Here is a 16,007-nt window from a genome sequence, read left to right on the forward strand (position 1 = left end):
GCGCGCATCCGCGCTTGGCTCAGGGGTAGGGGGCCTGCCGCCCCCTCTGTCGTCGCGTGCCGCGCCGCCATTCACCCCCTGCGGGTATTTGCCGCCAAGCTGAAGGAGAGGCCGATCCTGCCCATTCATCTTGGCCCAAATACCCAAATCCCTCTCAACACCTGTGCTGCGCGCGGGGGCTTGCATCGTCCCTGTCCTGCGCCCATCGTGAAGGAAACGGGGGGATAGACATGGAAATGGTTCCGGCACGGCGGGGCAGGGCGGTCAGACTGGCGGCAGGGCAGGCGATCCGCATCGTGAACACCCACGGCACGCAGGTGGTGGATACCTGGGCCTTCAACGCCGATGACCCGGGGGAGTTCATGTCGATGGAGCATCTTCATGCCAATCTCGGTTCGGTTTTCCCGGCCAAAGGCGATGAGTTGGTCACCAATCGTCGCCGCCCCATTCTGGTGCTGGAAGAAGATACCTCGCCGGGGCGCCATGACACGGTGATCGCCGCCTGTGACATCCACCGCTATCAATCGCTGGGCTGCACCACCTATCACGACAATTGCACCGACAACCTGCACGCGGCGCTCGCGATGATCGGCTTTCCCCGGACGGAATGCCCCGCGCCCTTGAACCTGTGGATGAACATTCCCATCGCCGCTGATGGGCGCATCACCTGGGGCGAGCCCCTGTCGAAACCCGGCGATCATGTGCTTTTGCGCGCACAGATCGATTGCGTGGTGGTCATGTCGACCTGCCCGCAGGACATGATCCCGATCAACGGCAAGGATTGCACCCCGGTCGAGGTGCATTTCGACGTGATCGACTGACCGCCGCGCCGGAGCGCCCGTATCAAAGGGAATACCGCCATGACCCGAAACCCGATCCTGACGTTTCACGGGGCCGCGCGGGCGGTGACTGGGTCTTGCTTCCGGCTGGAAACGGCATCAGGCGCGGTGTTGATCGATTGCGGCATGTTTCAGGGATCAAAGACGGAAAAGACCCTGAATTATCGCCCCTTCCCTTTTGACGCCGCGGCCATTTCCGCGGTCCTGCTCACCCATGCGCATATCGACCATTCCGGTCTGCTGCCCAAACTGGCGCGCGACGGCTTCACTGGCCCCATCCACGCCACCCCGGCGACGGTGGACCTGTGCGGCGTGATGCTTCCCGACAGCGCCCACATCCAGGAGAGCGAGGTTGAAATGCTCAACCGTCGCAATCGGCGGCGGGGCGGGGCGGATGTGTCCCCGATCTATGACGGCAAGGATGCCGAGGCGACGCTGGCCCTGCTGCGCCCGCAGGAGATGGACAGCTGGTTCCCCGTTGTGCCGGGCTGCCGCGCGCGCTTCTGGAATGCGGGGCATCTTCTGGGATCAGCGTCTATCGAGGTGGAACTGACCGCCCCCAACACCCCCCTGCGCTTGCTGTTCTCTGGCGATATCGGCCCGGATGCCAAACTTTTGCAATCTGATCCGGAAGGTCCGTCCGGCCTCGATTATGTGATCTGCGAATCCACCTATGGCGATACTGATCGGATCGAGGCCAGCGCCGAACATCGCCGCGCCACCCTTCGTGATGAGGTGCGCGCGGCATGGCGCGACGATGGCGTTCTGCTGATCCCTACCTTTGCCGTGGAACGCGCGCAGGAACTGATCGCCGATCTGTCCAGCCTGATGCTGGCGGGCGACATCCCCTTTTGCCCCATCCATGTCGACAGCCCGATGGCCACCCGCGCCACGGCCTTGTTCCGCAAACACGCGCGCGAATTGGAAAACGGCGCGGCACTGGTCGAAGGGTTGAAATCCAGCCACCTGCATTTCACCGAAAGCGTGGAGCAATCCCGCGCCCTGGCGACCGCGCGCGGCTTTCACATCATCCTTGCGGCCTCGGGCATGTGCGAGGCGGGCCGCATCCGCCACCATCTGAAGAACTGGATCGCGCGCGAGGCGGCGACGCTCTTGCTGGTGGGGTATCAGGCCGAGGCGACGCTGGGCCGTCTGTTGCAGGATGGCGTGGCGCAAGTGCGCATTCAGGGCGAGGAATTTCCCGTCCGGGCGCGCATCCGGTCTATCGATCTGTACTCCGGCCATGCCGACGGCCCGGAACTGGCGCAATGGATCATGGAGCGCGCGCCGATCCGTCACGGGCTGTTTCTGGTGCATGGCGAGGAAGAGGCGATGGCAGGCCTTGCCGCGCGGCTGACCGACGTGCCTGCCGAACGGATCGCCGTGCCGGCGTTGGATGACAGCTACTCTCTGACGGAAAACGGCTTTGTCCGCCGCGCCAATACAGAGCCTCCCCGCCTTGCCCCGGAACAGGTGGCGCGGATGGATTGGCACAATGATGTGTCGCGTCTTATCCTTGATATAAATGAGGCCCTGCGCGGCACCGCCGATGAGCGTGGCCGCAACGCCCTGATCCGCCGCCTGCGCCGCGCGTTGGAGGAAAGCGGCCATATCCCACCCCCACGCAAGCCCGCACGGCGGCGGCAATAAGGGGGCAGGCAGGGGTTCATTTTGCCAGTTCTACAAACGTTAACGTTCCATATCAAAGGTGTACCATGTTCTTTCTGACCCGCCTGATGACTGTTTCTATGCTGATTGCGATGCCAATCTCGGCTTCGGCCTTTGAGATCGGCTTCACCTGGGATGGCCTGAAGCTCTGCAACAGCGGCAATCCGGGAACGGTGCCCAGCCCGGCCTTCACGGTAAAGGATGTGCCCGAAGGGACGGCCTTTATCCGCTTCAAGCTGGTGGACCGCGATGTTCCCGGCTTCAACCATGGTGGCGGCGTCGTCGCCTATGATGGGGGCGATGTGATCACGGCGGGGCAGTTCAAGTACAAGCAGCCTTGCCCGCCGGATGGTGTGCATCGCTATGAATGGACGGCGACGGCACAGGCCAAGAAGAACGGCGGCAAGCTGGCGGTGGCCAAGGCGGCGCGCCCCTACCCGGAATAGGCGCATCCCCCCTTTCCATCCCGCTCGCTTTGAACCAAAAGGGGCCGCTTTCTGCAAGGAGTTGGCAATGGCGACGGGAATTGGCTTTGCGGTGGAGGCCACCGATGGCAAGGCGCGCACGGGGGTTATCTCCACCCCGCGCGGCGACATCCGCACGCCTGCCTTCATGCCCGTGGGTACCGCCGCCACGGTCAAGGCGATGCTGCCCGAAAGCGTGCGCGCCACGGGGGCCGACATCCTTTTGGGCAATACCTATCACCTGATGCTGCGCCCCACGGCGGAACGCATCGCCCGTCTTGGTGGCCTGCACAAATTCATGAACTGGGATCGCCCGATCCTGACAGACAGCGGCGGGTTTCAGGTCATGTCGCTGGCCAGCCTGCGCAAGCTGACCGAGGAAGGGGTGCGGTTCTCCTCGCACATCGACGGATCGAAACACATGCTGTCGCCGGAACGCAGCATGGAGATTCAGAAACTCCTCGGCTCTGACATCGTGATGTGCTTCGACGAATGCCCCGCGCTTCCGGCGACCGAGGCCGAGGTCGCCAAATCCATGCAGCTGTCCATGCGATGGGCACAACGCTCGCGCGATGCCTTTGGCGATAGGCCGGGGCACGCGCTGTTTGGCATCATGCAGGGCGGCGTGACGCGGGACCTGCGCGAGGAATCGGCGCGTGCGCTGATCGATATCGGCTTTGACGGCTACGCCGTAGGCGGGCTTGCCGTGGGCGAGGGGCAAGAGGCCATGTTCGACGTGCTGAACTATGCCCCCGGTTTCCTGCCGGAAGACAAGCCCCGCTACCTGATGGGCGTGGGCAAGCCCGATGATATCGTGGGCGCGGTGGAGCGTGGCATCGACATGATGGATTGCGTGCTGCCCTCCCGCTCCGGCCGCACCGGGCAGGCCTGGACGCGGCGCGGTCAGATCAACATCAAGAACGCTCGCCATCAGGATGATCCCCGCCCGCTGGATGCCGATTGTACCTGTCCCGCCTGCCGGAACTATTCCCGCGCCTACCTGCACCACGTGAACAAGGCAGGCGAAATCATCGCCTCCATGCTGATGACGTGGCACAACCTCCACTACTATCAGGACCTCATGCAGGGCCTGCGCGACGCCATAACTGCCGGCCAACTCGCCACCTTCGTCGCCGATTTCTACGCCAAACGGGCCGAGGGGGATATCGAACCGCTCTAGGGGGGAACGCCAGTGCGGATGGTCAAAACATCTCGCCGATGGCTCCCCAAAGGATCGCGTAATCTGCCATCCTTTGCATCCTTATCCGGCACGATCTGCGCACTGGCGCGCAACGCGGCACGATCTGTGCAACAGGGCACCCGAGCCCGACCAGAAAGGCACATTCCTCAGACCAAAGCCCGCTTGCCCCTGCCCGAACACGGGCGCATCATTGCCGACAAGTTGACGTGAAGGCGTGGTTGACTCGCCCCCGCTGGAACACCAGATATGGATGCCAAAAGGGGAAGGCCAAGCGCTGCCGAAGATCGGGGCCGGTGCCTTCCTGCCAGACAAGGAAACAAGATGAGCGATATTCTCTCCCCCAGCTATCCGGTGCTTCCGCTCCGCGATATCGTGGTCTTCCCGCACATGATTGTCCCGCTCTTTGTCGGACGCGAGAAATCCGTGCGCGCTCTGGAAGAGGTGATGGCCGACGACCGCCAGATCCTGCTCTCCAGCCAGATCGACCCGTCCGTTGATGATCCCGGCACCGATGCGATCTACCGTGTCGGCGTGCTGGCCAATGTGCTGCAGCTGCTGAAACTGCCCGATGGCACCGTCAAGGTGCTGGTCGAAGGCAAGACCCGCATCCGCATCACCGATTTCGTCCCCAATGACCGCTTCTTTGAGGCGCGCGTTGAATCCCTGTCGGAAACGCTGGGCGACAAGGCATCGGTCGATGCCCTGATCCGCGCCGTGGCCGAGGAATTCGAACGCTACGCCAAGATCAAGAAGAACATCCCTGAAGAAGCCCTCGCCGCCGTGGCCGAAACCCGCGAACCGGCCCGTCTGGCCGATCTTGTGGCCGGCCATCTGGGCATCGAGGTGGGGCAGAAACAGGAACTGCTGGAAACGCTCGAAGTGTCCGAGCGGCTGGAAAAGGTCTATGGCCAGATGCAGGGCGAAATGTCCGTCCTGCAGGTGGAGAAAAAGATCAAATCCCGCGTCAAGACCCAGATGGAAAAGACCCAGCGGGAATACTACCTGAACGAACAGATGAAGGCGATCCAGCGCGAGCTGGGCGATGGCGAAGAAGGCCAGAACGAAATCGCCGAACTTGAGGATCGCATCCGCAAGACCCAGCTGTCCAAAGAGGCCCGCGAAAAGGCGGATGCCGAGCTGAAAAAGCTGAAATCCATGTCGCCCATGTCGGCCGAGGCTACGGTGGTGCGCAACTATCTGGATTGGCTTCTGGGCGTGCCGTGGGGCGTGAAGTCGCGCGTGAAGAAAGACCTGTTCAAATCACAAGAGGTTCTCGACAAGGACCATTACGGTCTGGACAAGGTCAAGGAACGCATCGTCGAATATCTGGCGGTGCAGGCGCGCAGCGCGAAACTCAAGGGCCCGATCCTCTGCCTCGTCGGCCCGCCCGGCGTGGGGAAAACCTCGCTTGGCCGGTCGGTTGCCAAGGCGACGGGGCGCGAATTCATCCGCATCTCGCTGGGCGGCGTGCGCGATGAATCCGAAATCCGTGGCCACCGGCGCACCTATATCGGCTCCATGCCCGGCAAGATCATCCAGGCGCTGAAAAAGGCGAAAACCACCAATCCGCTCATCCTGCTCGATGAAATCGACAAGATGGGTCAGGATTTCCGTGGCGACCCGGCAAGCGCAATGCTCGAGGTGCTGGATCCCGAACAGAACGCCACCTTCGTCGATCACTATCTTGAGGTGGAATACGATCTGTCCAACGTGATGTTCATCACCACGGCGAACTCCTACAACATGCCCGGCCCGCTTCTGGACCGGATGGAGATCATTTCGCTCGCCGGGTACACCGAGGATGAAAAACGCGAAATCGCCAAGCAGCACCTGATCCCCAAGCAGATCGCCAATCATGGCCTGCGCAAGGGTGAATTTGCCATCACCGACGCCGCGCTGACGGAAATGATCCGCACCTACACGCGTGAGGCGGGGGTGCGGAATCTGGAACGCGAAATCGCCAAACTGGCCCGCAAGGCCGTGACAGAGATCGTCAAGAAAAAGGGCAAGGCCGTCGAGGTGTCGCCCGAAAGGCTTGAAGAATATCTGGGCGTGAAACGCTTCCGTTACGGTCTGGCCGAAAAGGAAGATCAGGTCGGTGTCGTAACCGGTCTGGCCTGGACATCGGTCGGCGGTGACCTGCTGTCGATCGAGGCGCTCAAGCTGCCCGGCAAGGGCCGCATGAAGACGACCGGTAAACTCGGCGACGTGATGAAGGAATCGATCGAGGCGGCGGCGTCTTACGTCCGCTCCATCAGCCCCGAACTGGGGGTGAAGCCGCCGAAATTCGAAGCCATCGACATCCACGTCCACGTTCCCGAAGGCGCCACGCCTAAGGACGGCCCCTCGGCCGGGCTTGCCATGGTGACTTCCATCGTGTCGGTGCTGACGGGCATCCCGGTCCGCAAGGACATCGCCATGACCGGCGAGGTCACCCTGCGCGGCAACGCGCTGGCCATCGGGGGGCTGAAGGAAAAGCTGCTCGCTGCCCTGCGTGGCGGGATCAAGACAGTGCTGATCCCGGAAGAAAACGCCAAGGACCTGACCGAAATCCCGGCCAATGTCCGCGAAGGCCTGACCATCATTCCCGTGTCCCACGTGAAAGAGGTGCTGAAACTGGCCTTGGTGCGTGCCCCGGAACCGGTGGAATGGGATGAGGCGGCGGAAGAAGCCGCCGCCGCAGCCCGCGCCGCCGCCGCCGATGCCTCGCGTGCGCAAGTCGCGCATTAAGGCCAAGCTGGCGCCATGACAGGGCAGGGGGCGCAGCACAGGCTGCGCCCCTTTGCCATTCCGCCCCACGGCTTGAAAATTCGCATCCCCGTGCAACCGCAAAGGTGGAAATGCGCGGCCAAGCTGGATAACCTATGCACAATCGCAACGAGGTCGGTCCCCGACCAGCAACAGGGCAGTAGAGTAATGGCCATCAGTTCCGCCAAGAAACCAGACGCACGGAAATCCTCCGCCACGGCAAAACCCGCCGCCAAGGCCGCACCCAAGGTAGCCAAGCCCATGGCCAAAGCCGCGCCCAAGGCCACCGTCGCCGCGCCGAAATCCGTGGCACCGGAAGCAGCGTCCGAATCCATGGCCGAAATCATCCTCACCCCGGCCATGCCCGAAGAAAAGCAGGCGCGTGTTGCCGCTCCCCAGCTGAAGAAAAAGGAACTCGTGGCCCGCGTAGTTGCCGCGCTTGACGGCAAGAAGAAGGGCGGCGTGAAAGAGATCGTCGAAGCCACCCTCGCCGCCATGGGCGAGGCGCTGCAAAAGGGTGAATCCCTGAATATCCCCCCCTTCGGACGCGCCCGCGTGGCCCGGCAAAAGGGCGAAGGCGCCGATCAGATGACCACCGTCCGCCTGCGCGGGGCCGGGTCAAAGAATGCGCCAAAAGGGGGCAAACAGGCCCTTGCAGAGGTCGGCGAAGACGACTAAACACCCCCGCACCGGGCGATTAGCTCAGCGGTAGAGCGCTTCGTTCACATCGAAGATGTCAGCGGTTCAAATCCGTTATCGCCCACCATCATTCAAACAAAACGCCCCGGGATTGCCCGGGGCGTTTTGCTTTGTGGCCGTGCAAAGCCGGTATCGCGGATGCAGGCCGGGTGACCCCGCACCTGCATCGCGCGCTGTTCAGACCGCCCGATGAAAGCTCAACGACTTCAGGCAAAAGGTGATCGGCGCTTCGATCGACGGGATGCCCAGGCTTTTGGGTGACCGGCAATTCCGCGCCTGAAAGACAATCTCCACCGGTGTTTCAATGTCTTCGGCAGCAAGGGGAATACTCACCGCGACCTCGTCCGTCTCGCCCTTGGCCCATTCCACCTCGGTCACCGGGCCGCCATTGACGCTGATCCCAATCGCCTGCGGACGCAGAAAGTCGGCATGGTTGAACGGGCGCAGCTGCAGATTGGCAACCAGATTGCCCCCATTCGGCGTCAGCACATGCGTGCGCAGCCGGGAAAACTTGGCCGTCCCCCATATCCCTTCTGCCCCACCATGCCCAAGATCAAGGAATGAGAAATGGCGCCGATGCTTGCTATCCTCGAACTGCGGGAAGGAAACCGTCGTCCCCAGCGCCACGCCCGATGCACCCAACCGCAGAACTTCCTCTTTCGGAAAGCTGTCCACATAGCTCTGGAACTCGAACTTGGGCAGCGGCATGGGTTCGGCCCGCAAGGCGTCTTCCAGATTGTCGAACCGCTTCACCGCGAACCGCCCGGTGCCATAGTAGTAATCATAGTATTTCAGGTCATCCTCGCCGCCCACGGGCGCAAGCCAGCAGGCCGGAATGCCAAGACTTTCTGCAAAGATCAGACCGTGCAGCGAACTCGATACCACCCGGTCCGCACCGATCATCGCATCAATCATTTGCAGCGGCGTGCAATCCACCGAAATGAAATGCTGCACATGACGGTAATGCTTGCGCCGCAGCACCATGTCATCGCGGTAATGCGGAATGATCCGATATCCGCCCTTCTTCGCGCCTTCGCGTGCTCGGGCGACGTGATCGGCAAACAGATGCGGGATCAGACAGCCCGGATCGAACAGGTGATTGACCTTGGAAATGTCGATCCCATGCCGGCGCACCATATCCAGCGTCAATGGCCCGCGCACCGCATGGACGCTCAATTCCTTCACACTTTCATTCAGCATCATCTTGGTCCCCTTCATCCCGGACCCCCAGATGATGTCGCCCTGCGATGCCGTGTGGATGACCGACCCGATGGAAATCAGCTTGCGCTGCCCGCCCGTGACCGGCTCTGTCGGGCGTCCCAGCAGCGCCTCGACGATATCCCTGCTCGCGATATCGCCGAAATTCCCGATCTTGAACTTGCGGTTTCCGATGCTGCCATCGAACTTCTTGCCAATGCAATCCCACCACATCAGCGGGATGGGGGTGGTCGCGCGTGCCGCCGCATAGTCGCTGTCCTGCGGCACAGGTGTCGGCTGCATCACACGCGACAACTTGGCCACGGCAAACCCGCCATCGACCGGTTCCAGCACGGCTTCGACGGCGGCGGTCGGCACCACCGCGATGGCGCAGGATTCATCATTGATCCCGTATGAGATCACCAGATCGCTGCCCGCCACCACCATGCCGCAGGGATAGACGACCTCGGCCACCTCCCCATTCAGCCGCGGCATGTCAAAGGTCTCGCCCTTCGGATTGGGAAGTTCGAAGGGTTGCGCGGTGGCTGCGGCTACGCGGAAGGGCAGGCCGGCGGAAAAGCTGTAGAAGCATGCGCAATAGATGCGCCCTGCCGTCGATTTGAAACTGGAATGCGCCAGCGTCACAAACCGGTCACCGATCCGCACCGGCTGCGCGCTGCCCCGCAACACCCCGTAAAAGGATTCATACTCGGTCTGCCACCCGGCCAGCGAAACGAACCGTCCATCCAGCCGATCCGGTTGATCCAGATCGAATTCCAGCACCGAAAACGGCGCGATGGAATAGGTCGCATAGACCGCGCCGTCGTGGTCAAACAACATCCAGTTCTTTTCGACCTCGCGGCGTGGCGTGCAATTCATCACACGCGCCTTGCCGGCCGGAAGCAGACCGCCCGCATCCATCTCCATCAGGAACTGGTTGTTGCCCGGCCGGTTCGCCCCATCGTTCCACGACAGGAAAAGTCGCCCCTTCAATGTGAAATAGCGCGGATCGGCATGCCAGGTCAGCGCCCGTTCGTTCAGGCTGTCCTCTTCGGCAAAGCGCAGATGGTCCGAAAGGGGGGTGATGCTGTCGGGAAGGATATTGAAATCCGCATCCAGCTTGCAGGTGGCCAGCCAGCGATGGGCCGATCCGTCCTGCACCACGCGATAACACATCGCATAGCCGCCTTCGACGGCGGTGATCGTCGGGTTGAACACCCGGAACCGTTCACCGTGTTTCGCGTCGCTCTCCGAAAGCCACGTCTGCGGCACCAGATCACGATTTTCAAACAGCTTGAAACCAGCCTCACTCATACACGTCGTCCCACTAACACCAACCACCGATTGGTGGTGCCGCATCGCCTTTTTGGAAGCAAGCCGCTTTTGCCTGTCCAGGCTGAATTTTCTCGACAGTCCCACGGGCAGGCCCTAAGAAAACCCGTGCTAAATGTGGTGTTGCCGTGTCATCAGTGCCGACTGTCGTCAGCTTCTATTCAGGGGCAGAGTATTATCATCGGGCGGCTGCCGCGCTGATTGAAGATTGCGTTCGTCTGGGCCTGCGCCACGATATCGTCCATCTCGAAAAACCGGACGAGCTGGAATGGTCCGATATTTGCCGCCTGAAAATCCCGTTCTATGAATACATGCTGGACAAGCACCCGAAGGGCATTCTCTGGGTGGATGTCGACACGCGCATCCTGCGGCCGCCGCTGCATGTGTTCGGCCCCGCCCCGGTCGCAAGCGCGGGGCTCGGCTACGATTTCGGCGCGTTCCCGCGCAATTTCAAAAGCTTCCGCGAATTTGACCCCGCCCTCTTTGGCCGCCGCTTCCACCCCGGCTTTCTGCATTTCACCGGCACGAAACGCTGCCGGGCCTTCGTCGATCATCTGGCCATGCTGGAGCGAACCTCCACCATCAATGGCACCGACGACTATTTCCTTGAAGAAGCGTTCCGCTCCTTTGAGCCGGGCCTTGGCATCCATCTCTTCAGCCACGATCTCGTGTCCTTTTCGCAGGATGAGGCCGATCGCAACACGCGCGCCGTCTTCCTGCATGGGGCCAGCGGTAATGTCGGGGCCTTTGTCGACAAGGTCGAACAGCACCATGCCGAAGCCTTCACCCTCGGGCGCGACCGCGCCACGCTGATCCGGCACTTTCGGCTCGCCGTCAAACGCGCACGCCGCGACGAGGCCGAGGCGATCCTGCGCGCGGCCCTGCGGCTGGACCCCGCCCACAAGGACACGGCGCTGATTGCGGCGGATTTCTTCCTGCGCGTGAACAAGCCGAAATCAACGCTGCAATGCCTGCGCAGCGCTTTCGATATGCGCGACGGACCGCCCGAAGCGCAGGTGCTGGCGATCGAGGCCAATCTCGCCGATGAGAACTTTCCGGCAGCGGGTCTGGGTTTGCGCAGGCTCGCCCGGTCCGGCAGCCATGCCGATTATCACCGCAGTCGCAGCTTCCGCCTTGATCTGGAAAAGCGCGCGCTGGCGATGGGGCTGACCCCGGATCAACGCCCCGCATTGTGGTGGATGGAACAACCCTATCCCGGCAATTTGGGCGATATCCTGAACCCCTATATCGTGGAAAAACTCAGCGGCCTTCCCCCCCGTTTCGTGCCAAAGGGCGATGGCATCCTTGCCATCGGTTCGGTCATCAAATTCGCCCGCGAAGGCACGCAGGTCTGGGGTTCCGGCACACCCCGCATGACCGATACACTGTCGGCCCAGGCCCAATATCATGCGGTCCGCGGCCCGCTGACGCGCCAGCTTGTGCTGCAAAGCGGCGGCGAAGCGCCCGAAATCTATGGCGATCCGGCGATGCTCCTGCCGCTCATCCGGCCCGCCGCGCGCAAACGCCATCGGCTGGGGATCATCCGGCACTACACGCATAAGGCGCACCCGCTGGAGATATCGGGCGATGTCATCGAAATCGGGCTGGATCGGATCGGCTATCGCGACATCGAGGATTTCATTGCTGCCCTGACCAGCTGTTCAGCGATCATCTCCACCTCGCTGCATGGTCTGGTCGTGGCCCATGCCTATGGCATCCCCACGCGCCGCGCCGTGTTCAGCAGTTCCGACACCCAGATCCCGGGTGATGGCACCAAATTCTCGGATCACTACGCCGCCTTCGGCATAACCGAGGCGGAGCCGCTCGACCTCTCCCTTCATCCCACCCTCACCGATGCCAGCGCCGATCTGTGCTGCGAGATCGTCACCCGCCCGCTTCAAGCTCTGGCCCTGCTCGACGCGGCCCCGTTTCCCGTGCTGGATACGATGCGCCAAAAGGCGCTGGACTGGGACCGGGGGCAGGGCGAGCGGCCAGAGCCCGCGCTGGAAGGCCGGGGCTAAGACGCCACTCTGTCGCGCTTCGCCCTTGGCGGGGGCCGCTTCTGGGCCCTTGACCCGCCTGCGAAAACGCCTAAAAGCGCGCAAGTGGCGTGCCGGGGTGGTTAGCTCAGTTGGTAGAGCGTCTCGTTTACACCGAGAATGTCGGGGGTTCGAGTCCCTCACCACCCACCACGCACCCTGTCAGACGCGCCGCCAGACCGTCCCAGCCCCCTACAAACCAGCCGCGCTCCCTTTGCCCCTTTATCTTTCCCGACAGACGGGATGATACTCCACCAACGGCATCCGTGCAGGCGAACCCTTGGCTGGCTCATGACCCTTTCCTCGATCAGCCCTCTTCTGGACAGCCGTCCTCCCGTCTTTGATCCCGAAACCGTCGCAGGCTCGCTGGCGGCCCATTGGGGCCTGTCCGGCCAACTTTCACCGCTCACCTCGGAACGCGACCTGAACCACCGGCTTGATGCGCCGCATGGCCGCTTCGTGGTCAAAATCGCCAACCTCGCCGAACCCCATGCCATGACGCGGTTTCAGACCCGCGCCCTGCGCCATGCCGCCGCCTGCGATCCAACCCTGCCCATCCCGCATGTGGTGACCACCGCCGACGGCGCGGAAGACGTCATCCTGCCCTCCGGCCATCTGATGCGCGTTCTCACCTGGCTTGATGGCGCGCCCTTGGCCACCCTGCCGCCCAGCCCGATGCAGGCCGCAGGCGTCGCACGGCTTGGCGCGCGGCTGGCGCGGGCGATGCAGGGGTTCAGCGATCCCGCTGCCGATCACAGCCTGCAATGGGATATCAAACGCGCGGCCCAGCTGCGCCCGCTTTTGCCTCATATCTCTGATCCCGCCTTGCGCGCCGTTGCCACCGCAACGCTGGACCGTTTCGATACGCGTGTCGCTCCTGCGCTGCCCTCCCTGCGCTGGCAGGTCATCCATGGCGATCTGAACCCGCACAACCTGCTGGGCGATCCCGCCGCGCCCGATCATGTGACAGGCATCCTTGATTTCGGCGACATGGTTCTCACGCCGATGGTCTGCGATCTGGCCATCGCCGCCGCCTATTGCCTTGGTCCCGCCAATCCCGCCGCATCGCTGGCCGCTTTTGCCGCCGCTTGGGCAACCGAATACCCGCTGACCGCCGCTGAGATCACCGTTCTTCCCGATCTTGTCGCTGCGCGCATGGTGACAACGCTCGCCATCACCAGCTTCCGTGCCGCCCGTTACCCGGAAAACGCGCCCTATATCCTGCGCAACTTTCCCTCTGCCGCACAGGGCCTCATCGCCTTGGCCAAGGCCGGCCCCAAAGCCCTGTCTCGCGCCCTCGCGCGCCTCACCCCAATGGATGCCCCATGACCCGCGATCCCATGCCCAATGCCTTTGTCCCCGGCGCGGGCAACCTTGGCCCGACCGAAGCCGCGATGGTTGATCGCCGCCAGCATCTGCTGGGCCCGGCCTATCGGCTGTTCTACGAAACCCCCGTCCATCTGCTGCGGGGGCAGGGCGTCTGGCTGTATGATCCCGAAGGCAACGCCTATCTGGACACCTACAACAACGTGGCCTCGGTCGGCCATTGCCACCCCCGCGTGGTGGCCGCCATGGCCGAACAGGCGGCAACACTGGCCACCCATACCCGCTATCTGCATGATGGCGTGCTGGAATATGCCGAACGGCTGCTGGCGCATTTCCCGCCCGATCTGGCCCATGTCATGTTCACCTGCACCGGGTCCGAGGCGAATGATCTGGCCCTGCGCCTTGCCCGCGCGGCCACGGGCGGCACCGGCATCATCGTCACGGAAAACGCCTATCACGGCGTCACAGCATCGGTGGCCGAGTTTTCCCCGTCCCTCGGCCCCGGCGTCCCGCTCGGCGCACATGTCCGCACCATCCCGGCCCCCGATGCCCGCCACGGCGACCCCGCCACCACTTTCACCGCCCATGTTCAGACCGCCATCGACGATCTCTTCCGCCACGGCATCCGTCCCGCGCTGCTGATCGTCGACACCGTCTTTTCCTCCGACGGTCTCTTCACCGATCCGCCGGGTTTCCTCGCGCCCGCTGCCGCCGCCATCCGCGCCGCAGGCGGGCTGTTTCTGGCTGATGAGGTTCAACCCGGCTTTGGCCGCACGGGCGGGCATATGTGGGGCTTTCAGCGCCACGGTGTGACCCCCGACATGGTCTCGCTGGGCAAGCCGATGGGCAATGGCTACCCCGTCGCGGGCCTTGTCCTGCAACCCCATGTGATCGCCGAATTCGGCGCAAAGGCGCGCTATTTCAACACCTTCGGCGGCAATGCCGTCGCCGCCGCCACCGCGATGGCGGTGCTCTCGGTGATCGAAGAGGAAGGGTTGATGCAAAACGCCGCCCGCGTCGGCGCCACCTTCCGCGCGGGGCTTGAAACGCTTGCCACCCGTCACCCCGCCTTGGGCGACATTCGCAGCGCCGGCCTCTTCCTCGCCGTCGATATCGTCACCGATGGCAGGCCGGACCGCGCCCGCGCGGGCCGCCTCGTCAACGCCCTGCGCGAGGCCCGCATCCTGATCTCTGCAACCGGCCCACAAGGCCACACCCTCAAGATCCGCCCGCCCCTGGTCTTTTCCGAAGACAACGCCGCGCTCTTCCTCGACCGGCTTGATGTGATCTTGCGCCGCGACGGGTGATCACCCTTTCGCCAACCGCTCCAACCGCAGCCCCGGCGCGCCTGCTTCGGTAAACCCCGCAGGCCGCCCGCCTTCAAACGGGGCCAACCGCGCCGCCTGATCCGCCCCGCAAAGGGACTGGTCCAGAAAGGCCGCCACCACATGCTGCGCAATGTTGTTCATGCGCACGCTGTCCCAGACGGGATCGGCATAGTGCTCGAACGGCGCGAACTCCAGCCAAGGCACCATCGCCCAGCTTTCGCGCGGGGCAGGGATAGGGGCCGCCGCATTGTGCCCCGCGCCCTGAAACGTCAGCAGCCAGCGGTCACAGCCCGTGGCTTGCGTGAACACCCGCCGGATGCCATCGGCATAGCCCGATATCCCGTCCTGATCCCCGCCGATCACCAGCATCGGCACCCGGATCGCGGCAAGCGCCGCGTCGGTCCAGAACCCGTGCTGCACGCCCCAGGGGCCAATCGCCACGATGGCGCGCAACCCTTCCGCCGGCAGCGCCGCCCCCTCGGCGTGATGCGCCATCAGATCGCCGCGCGCGCCACCCGGCCAATTCACCCCCACTGATGACAGACCCGCCCCCGCCGACACCAGCGCGCCATAGCCCCCCATGGAATAGCCCACCACGGCCACGCGGCTTCCATCCACCCGATCGGCAAAGGCCTCCACCGCCGCCGCGATCAGGAACCGCTGATCCAGCGGCCGATGCACCAGCGTGATCCCGAAATCCGCCCGCCCGTCCAGCCGGTCCTCATAGGTGCTGCCCGGATGATCCGGCGCCACCACAAAGAAACCGCGCGAGGCCAGCGCTTCGCCTAGATGCGCCATCAGGAAGCGGTTCCCCGGCCAGCCATGCGACAGGATCACCAGCGGAAACCGCCCTGCCACAGGCTGCGCCCCTGCCACGGCTCGCCCTTGCAGATCCGCCTCCTGCCGCCCATCGCGCAACCGGCTGCGCAACGTCACCGCCACCCCGCCCGGTGCCGCCGGATACCACACCACACAGCGCAGCCGCCGGGGGGCAAACTGTTCAGGCCCGTCCCCTGTCGCCACCACATCGACCACAGGCGGCGTCTCCACCTCCCAGTCCTGCCAGCCCACGCCATGCGGGCCATAGCCCGCCATATCCGGCGCATCTGGGCGCTGCTGATCTATCCGGTTCACCATGCCCTCCACCATGCCACCCCCGGCGCGCC

General features: G+C 63.5%; 11 protein-coding genes and 2 tRNA genes. 11 read left to right on the top strand and 2 right to left on the bottom strand.

The features are described from left to right. The first annotated feature begins 230 nt into the window (after window positions 1–230). The 7 genes from RSE12_11775 to RSE12_11805 all read left to right on the top strand — a co-directional run bounded on the left by RSE12_11775 (window position 231) and on the right by RSE12_11805 (window position 7,686). Window positions 231–821, top strand: a complete 591-nt coding sequence (locus RSE12_11775; GenBank protein WRH61072.1) for an urea carboxylase-associated family protein — start codon at window positions 231–233, stop codon at window positions 819–821. A gap of 39 nt (window positions 822–860) precedes the next feature. Beyond that, entirely contained in the window at window positions 861–2,489 is a 1,629-nt protein-coding gene (locus tag RSE12_11780) for an MBL fold metallo-hydrolase (GenBank protein WRH61073.1), read from the top strand. 86 nt (window positions 2,490–2,575) lie between these two features. Beyond that, complete coding sequence (locus tag RSE12_11785) at window positions 2,576–2,953, top strand: YbhB/YbcL family Raf kinase inhibitor-like protein (protein WRH61074.1); 378 nt, start codon at window positions 2,576–2,578, stop codon at window positions 2,951–2,953. 67 nt (window positions 2,954–3,020) lie between these two features. Then, the gene (gene tgt, locus RSE12_11790; GenBank protein WRH61075.1) at window positions 3,021–4,151 is read left to right on the top strand and encodes a tRNA guanosine(34) transglycosylase Tgt; all 1,131 of its coding nucleotides are present in this window, start codon (window positions 3,021–3,023) and stop codon (window positions 4,149–4,151) included. Window positions 4,152–4,493: 342 nt separating this feature from the next. After that, the gene (gene lon / locus RSE12_11795) at window positions 4,494–6,902 is read left to right on the top strand and encodes an endopeptidase La (GenBank protein WRH61076.1); all 2,409 of its coding nucleotides are present in this window, start codon (window positions 4,494–4,496) and stop codon (window positions 6,900–6,902) included. A gap of 186 nt (window positions 6,903–7,088) precedes the next feature. Next, on the top strand, window positions 7,089–7,598 hold the full coding sequence (locus RSE12_11800) for an HU family DNA-binding protein (protein ID WRH61077.1): 510 nt from the start codon (window positions 7,089–7,091) through the stop codon (window positions 7,596–7,598). 13 nt (window positions 7,599–7,611) lie between these two features. Then, a tRNA-Val gene (locus RSE12_11805) sits at window positions 7,612–7,686 on the top strand. 110 nt (window positions 7,687–7,796) lie between these two features. Here the strand turns inward: RSE12_11805 and RSE12_11810 are convergent. Then, entirely contained in the window at window positions 7,797–10,130 is a 2,334-nt protein-coding gene (locus RSE12_11810; GenBank protein ID WRH61078.1) for a polysaccharide pyruvyl transferase family protein, read from the bottom strand. A 146-nt stretch (window positions 10,131–10,276) separates the two neighbouring features. Between RSE12_11810 and RSE12_11815 the strand changes: the two genes are divergently transcribed. From RSE12_11815 to RSE12_11830, 4 genes are all read left to right on the top strand, one after another. Further along, window positions 10,277–12,169: a polysaccharide pyruvyl transferase family protein gene (locus tag RSE12_11815; protein WRH61079.1), complete on the top strand. Its 1,893-nt coding sequence runs from the start codon at window positions 10,277–10,279 to the stop codon at window positions 12,167–12,169. Window positions 12,170–12,264: 95 nt separating this feature from the next. Next, window positions 12,265–12,340 (top strand) — tRNA-Val (locus RSE12_11820). A 138-nt stretch (window positions 12,341–12,478) separates the two neighbouring features. Continuing rightward, a complete protein-coding gene (locus RSE12_11825) occupies window positions 12,479–13,516 on the top strand; it encodes a phosphotransferase (protein ID WRH61080.1) in 1,038 nt (345 codons plus the stop codon). Then, window positions 13,513–14,820, top strand: a complete 1,308-nt coding sequence (locus RSE12_11830; protein WRH61081.1) for an aspartate aminotransferase family protein — start codon at window positions 13,513–13,515, stop codon at window positions 14,818–14,820. The genes RSE12_11825 and RSE12_11830 overlap by 4 nt, the downstream gene beginning before the upstream one ends. Here the strand turns inward: RSE12_11830 and RSE12_11835 are convergent, their stop codons facing one another. Further along, window positions 14,821–15,990 carry an alpha/beta fold hydrolase gene (locus tag RSE12_11835; GenBank protein WRH61082.1) on the bottom strand — a complete coding sequence of 390 codons (1,170 nt, stop codon included), beginning with the start codon at window positions 15,988–15,990 and terminating at the stop codon, window positions 14,821–14,823. Window positions 15,991–16,007 lie beyond the last annotated feature (17 nt).

Origin of the sequence: Fuscovulum sp. (assembly GCA_035192965.1) — a bacterium.
Classification (GTDB): domain Bacteria; phylum Pseudomonadota; class Alphaproteobacteria; order Rhodobacterales; family Rhodobacteraceae; genus Paragemmobacter.

What these genes read in the sequence shown, in the direction of transcription:
- RSE12_11775 (WRH61072.1), top strand. Translation starts at nt 231, where the DNA reads ATGGAAATGGTTCCGGCACGGCGGGGCAGGGCGGTCAGACTGGCGGCA.
- RSE12_11780 (WRH61073.1), top strand. Translation starts at nt 861, where the DNA reads ATGACCCGAAACCCGATCCTGACGTTTCACGGGGCCGCGCGGGCGGTG.
- RSE12_11785 (WRH61074.1), top strand. Translation starts at nt 2,576, where the DNA reads ATGACTGTTTCTATGCTGATTGCGATGCCAATCTCGGCTTCGGCCTTT.
- tgt (WRH61075.1), top strand. Translation starts at nt 3,021, where the DNA reads ATGGCGACGGGAATTGGCTTTGCGGTGGAGGCCACCGATGGCAAGGCG.
- lon (WRH61076.1), top strand. Translation starts at nt 4,494, where the DNA reads ATGAGCGATATTCTCTCCCCCAGCTATCCGGTGCTTCCGCTCCGCGAT.
- RSE12_11800 (WRH61077.1), top strand. Translation starts at nt 7,089, where the DNA reads ATGGCCATCAGTTCCGCCAAGAAACCAGACGCACGGAAATCCTCCGCC.
- RSE12_11810 (WRH61078.1), bottom strand. Translation starts at nt 10,130, where the DNA reads ATGAGTGAGGCTGGTTTCAAGCTGTTTGAAAATCGTGATCTGGTGCCG.
- RSE12_11825 (WRH61080.1), top strand. Translation starts at nt 12,479, where the DNA reads ATGACCCTTTCCTCGATCAGCCCTCTTCTGGACAGCCGTCCTCCCGTC.
- RSE12_11830 (WRH61081.1), top strand. Translation starts at nt 13,513, where the DNA reads ATGACCCGCGATCCCATGCCCAATGCCTTTGTCCCCGGCGCGGGCAAC.
- RSE12_11835 (WRH61082.1), bottom strand. Translation starts at nt 15,990, where the DNA reads ATGGTGGAGGGCATGGTGAACCGGATAGATCAGCAGCGCCCAGATGCG.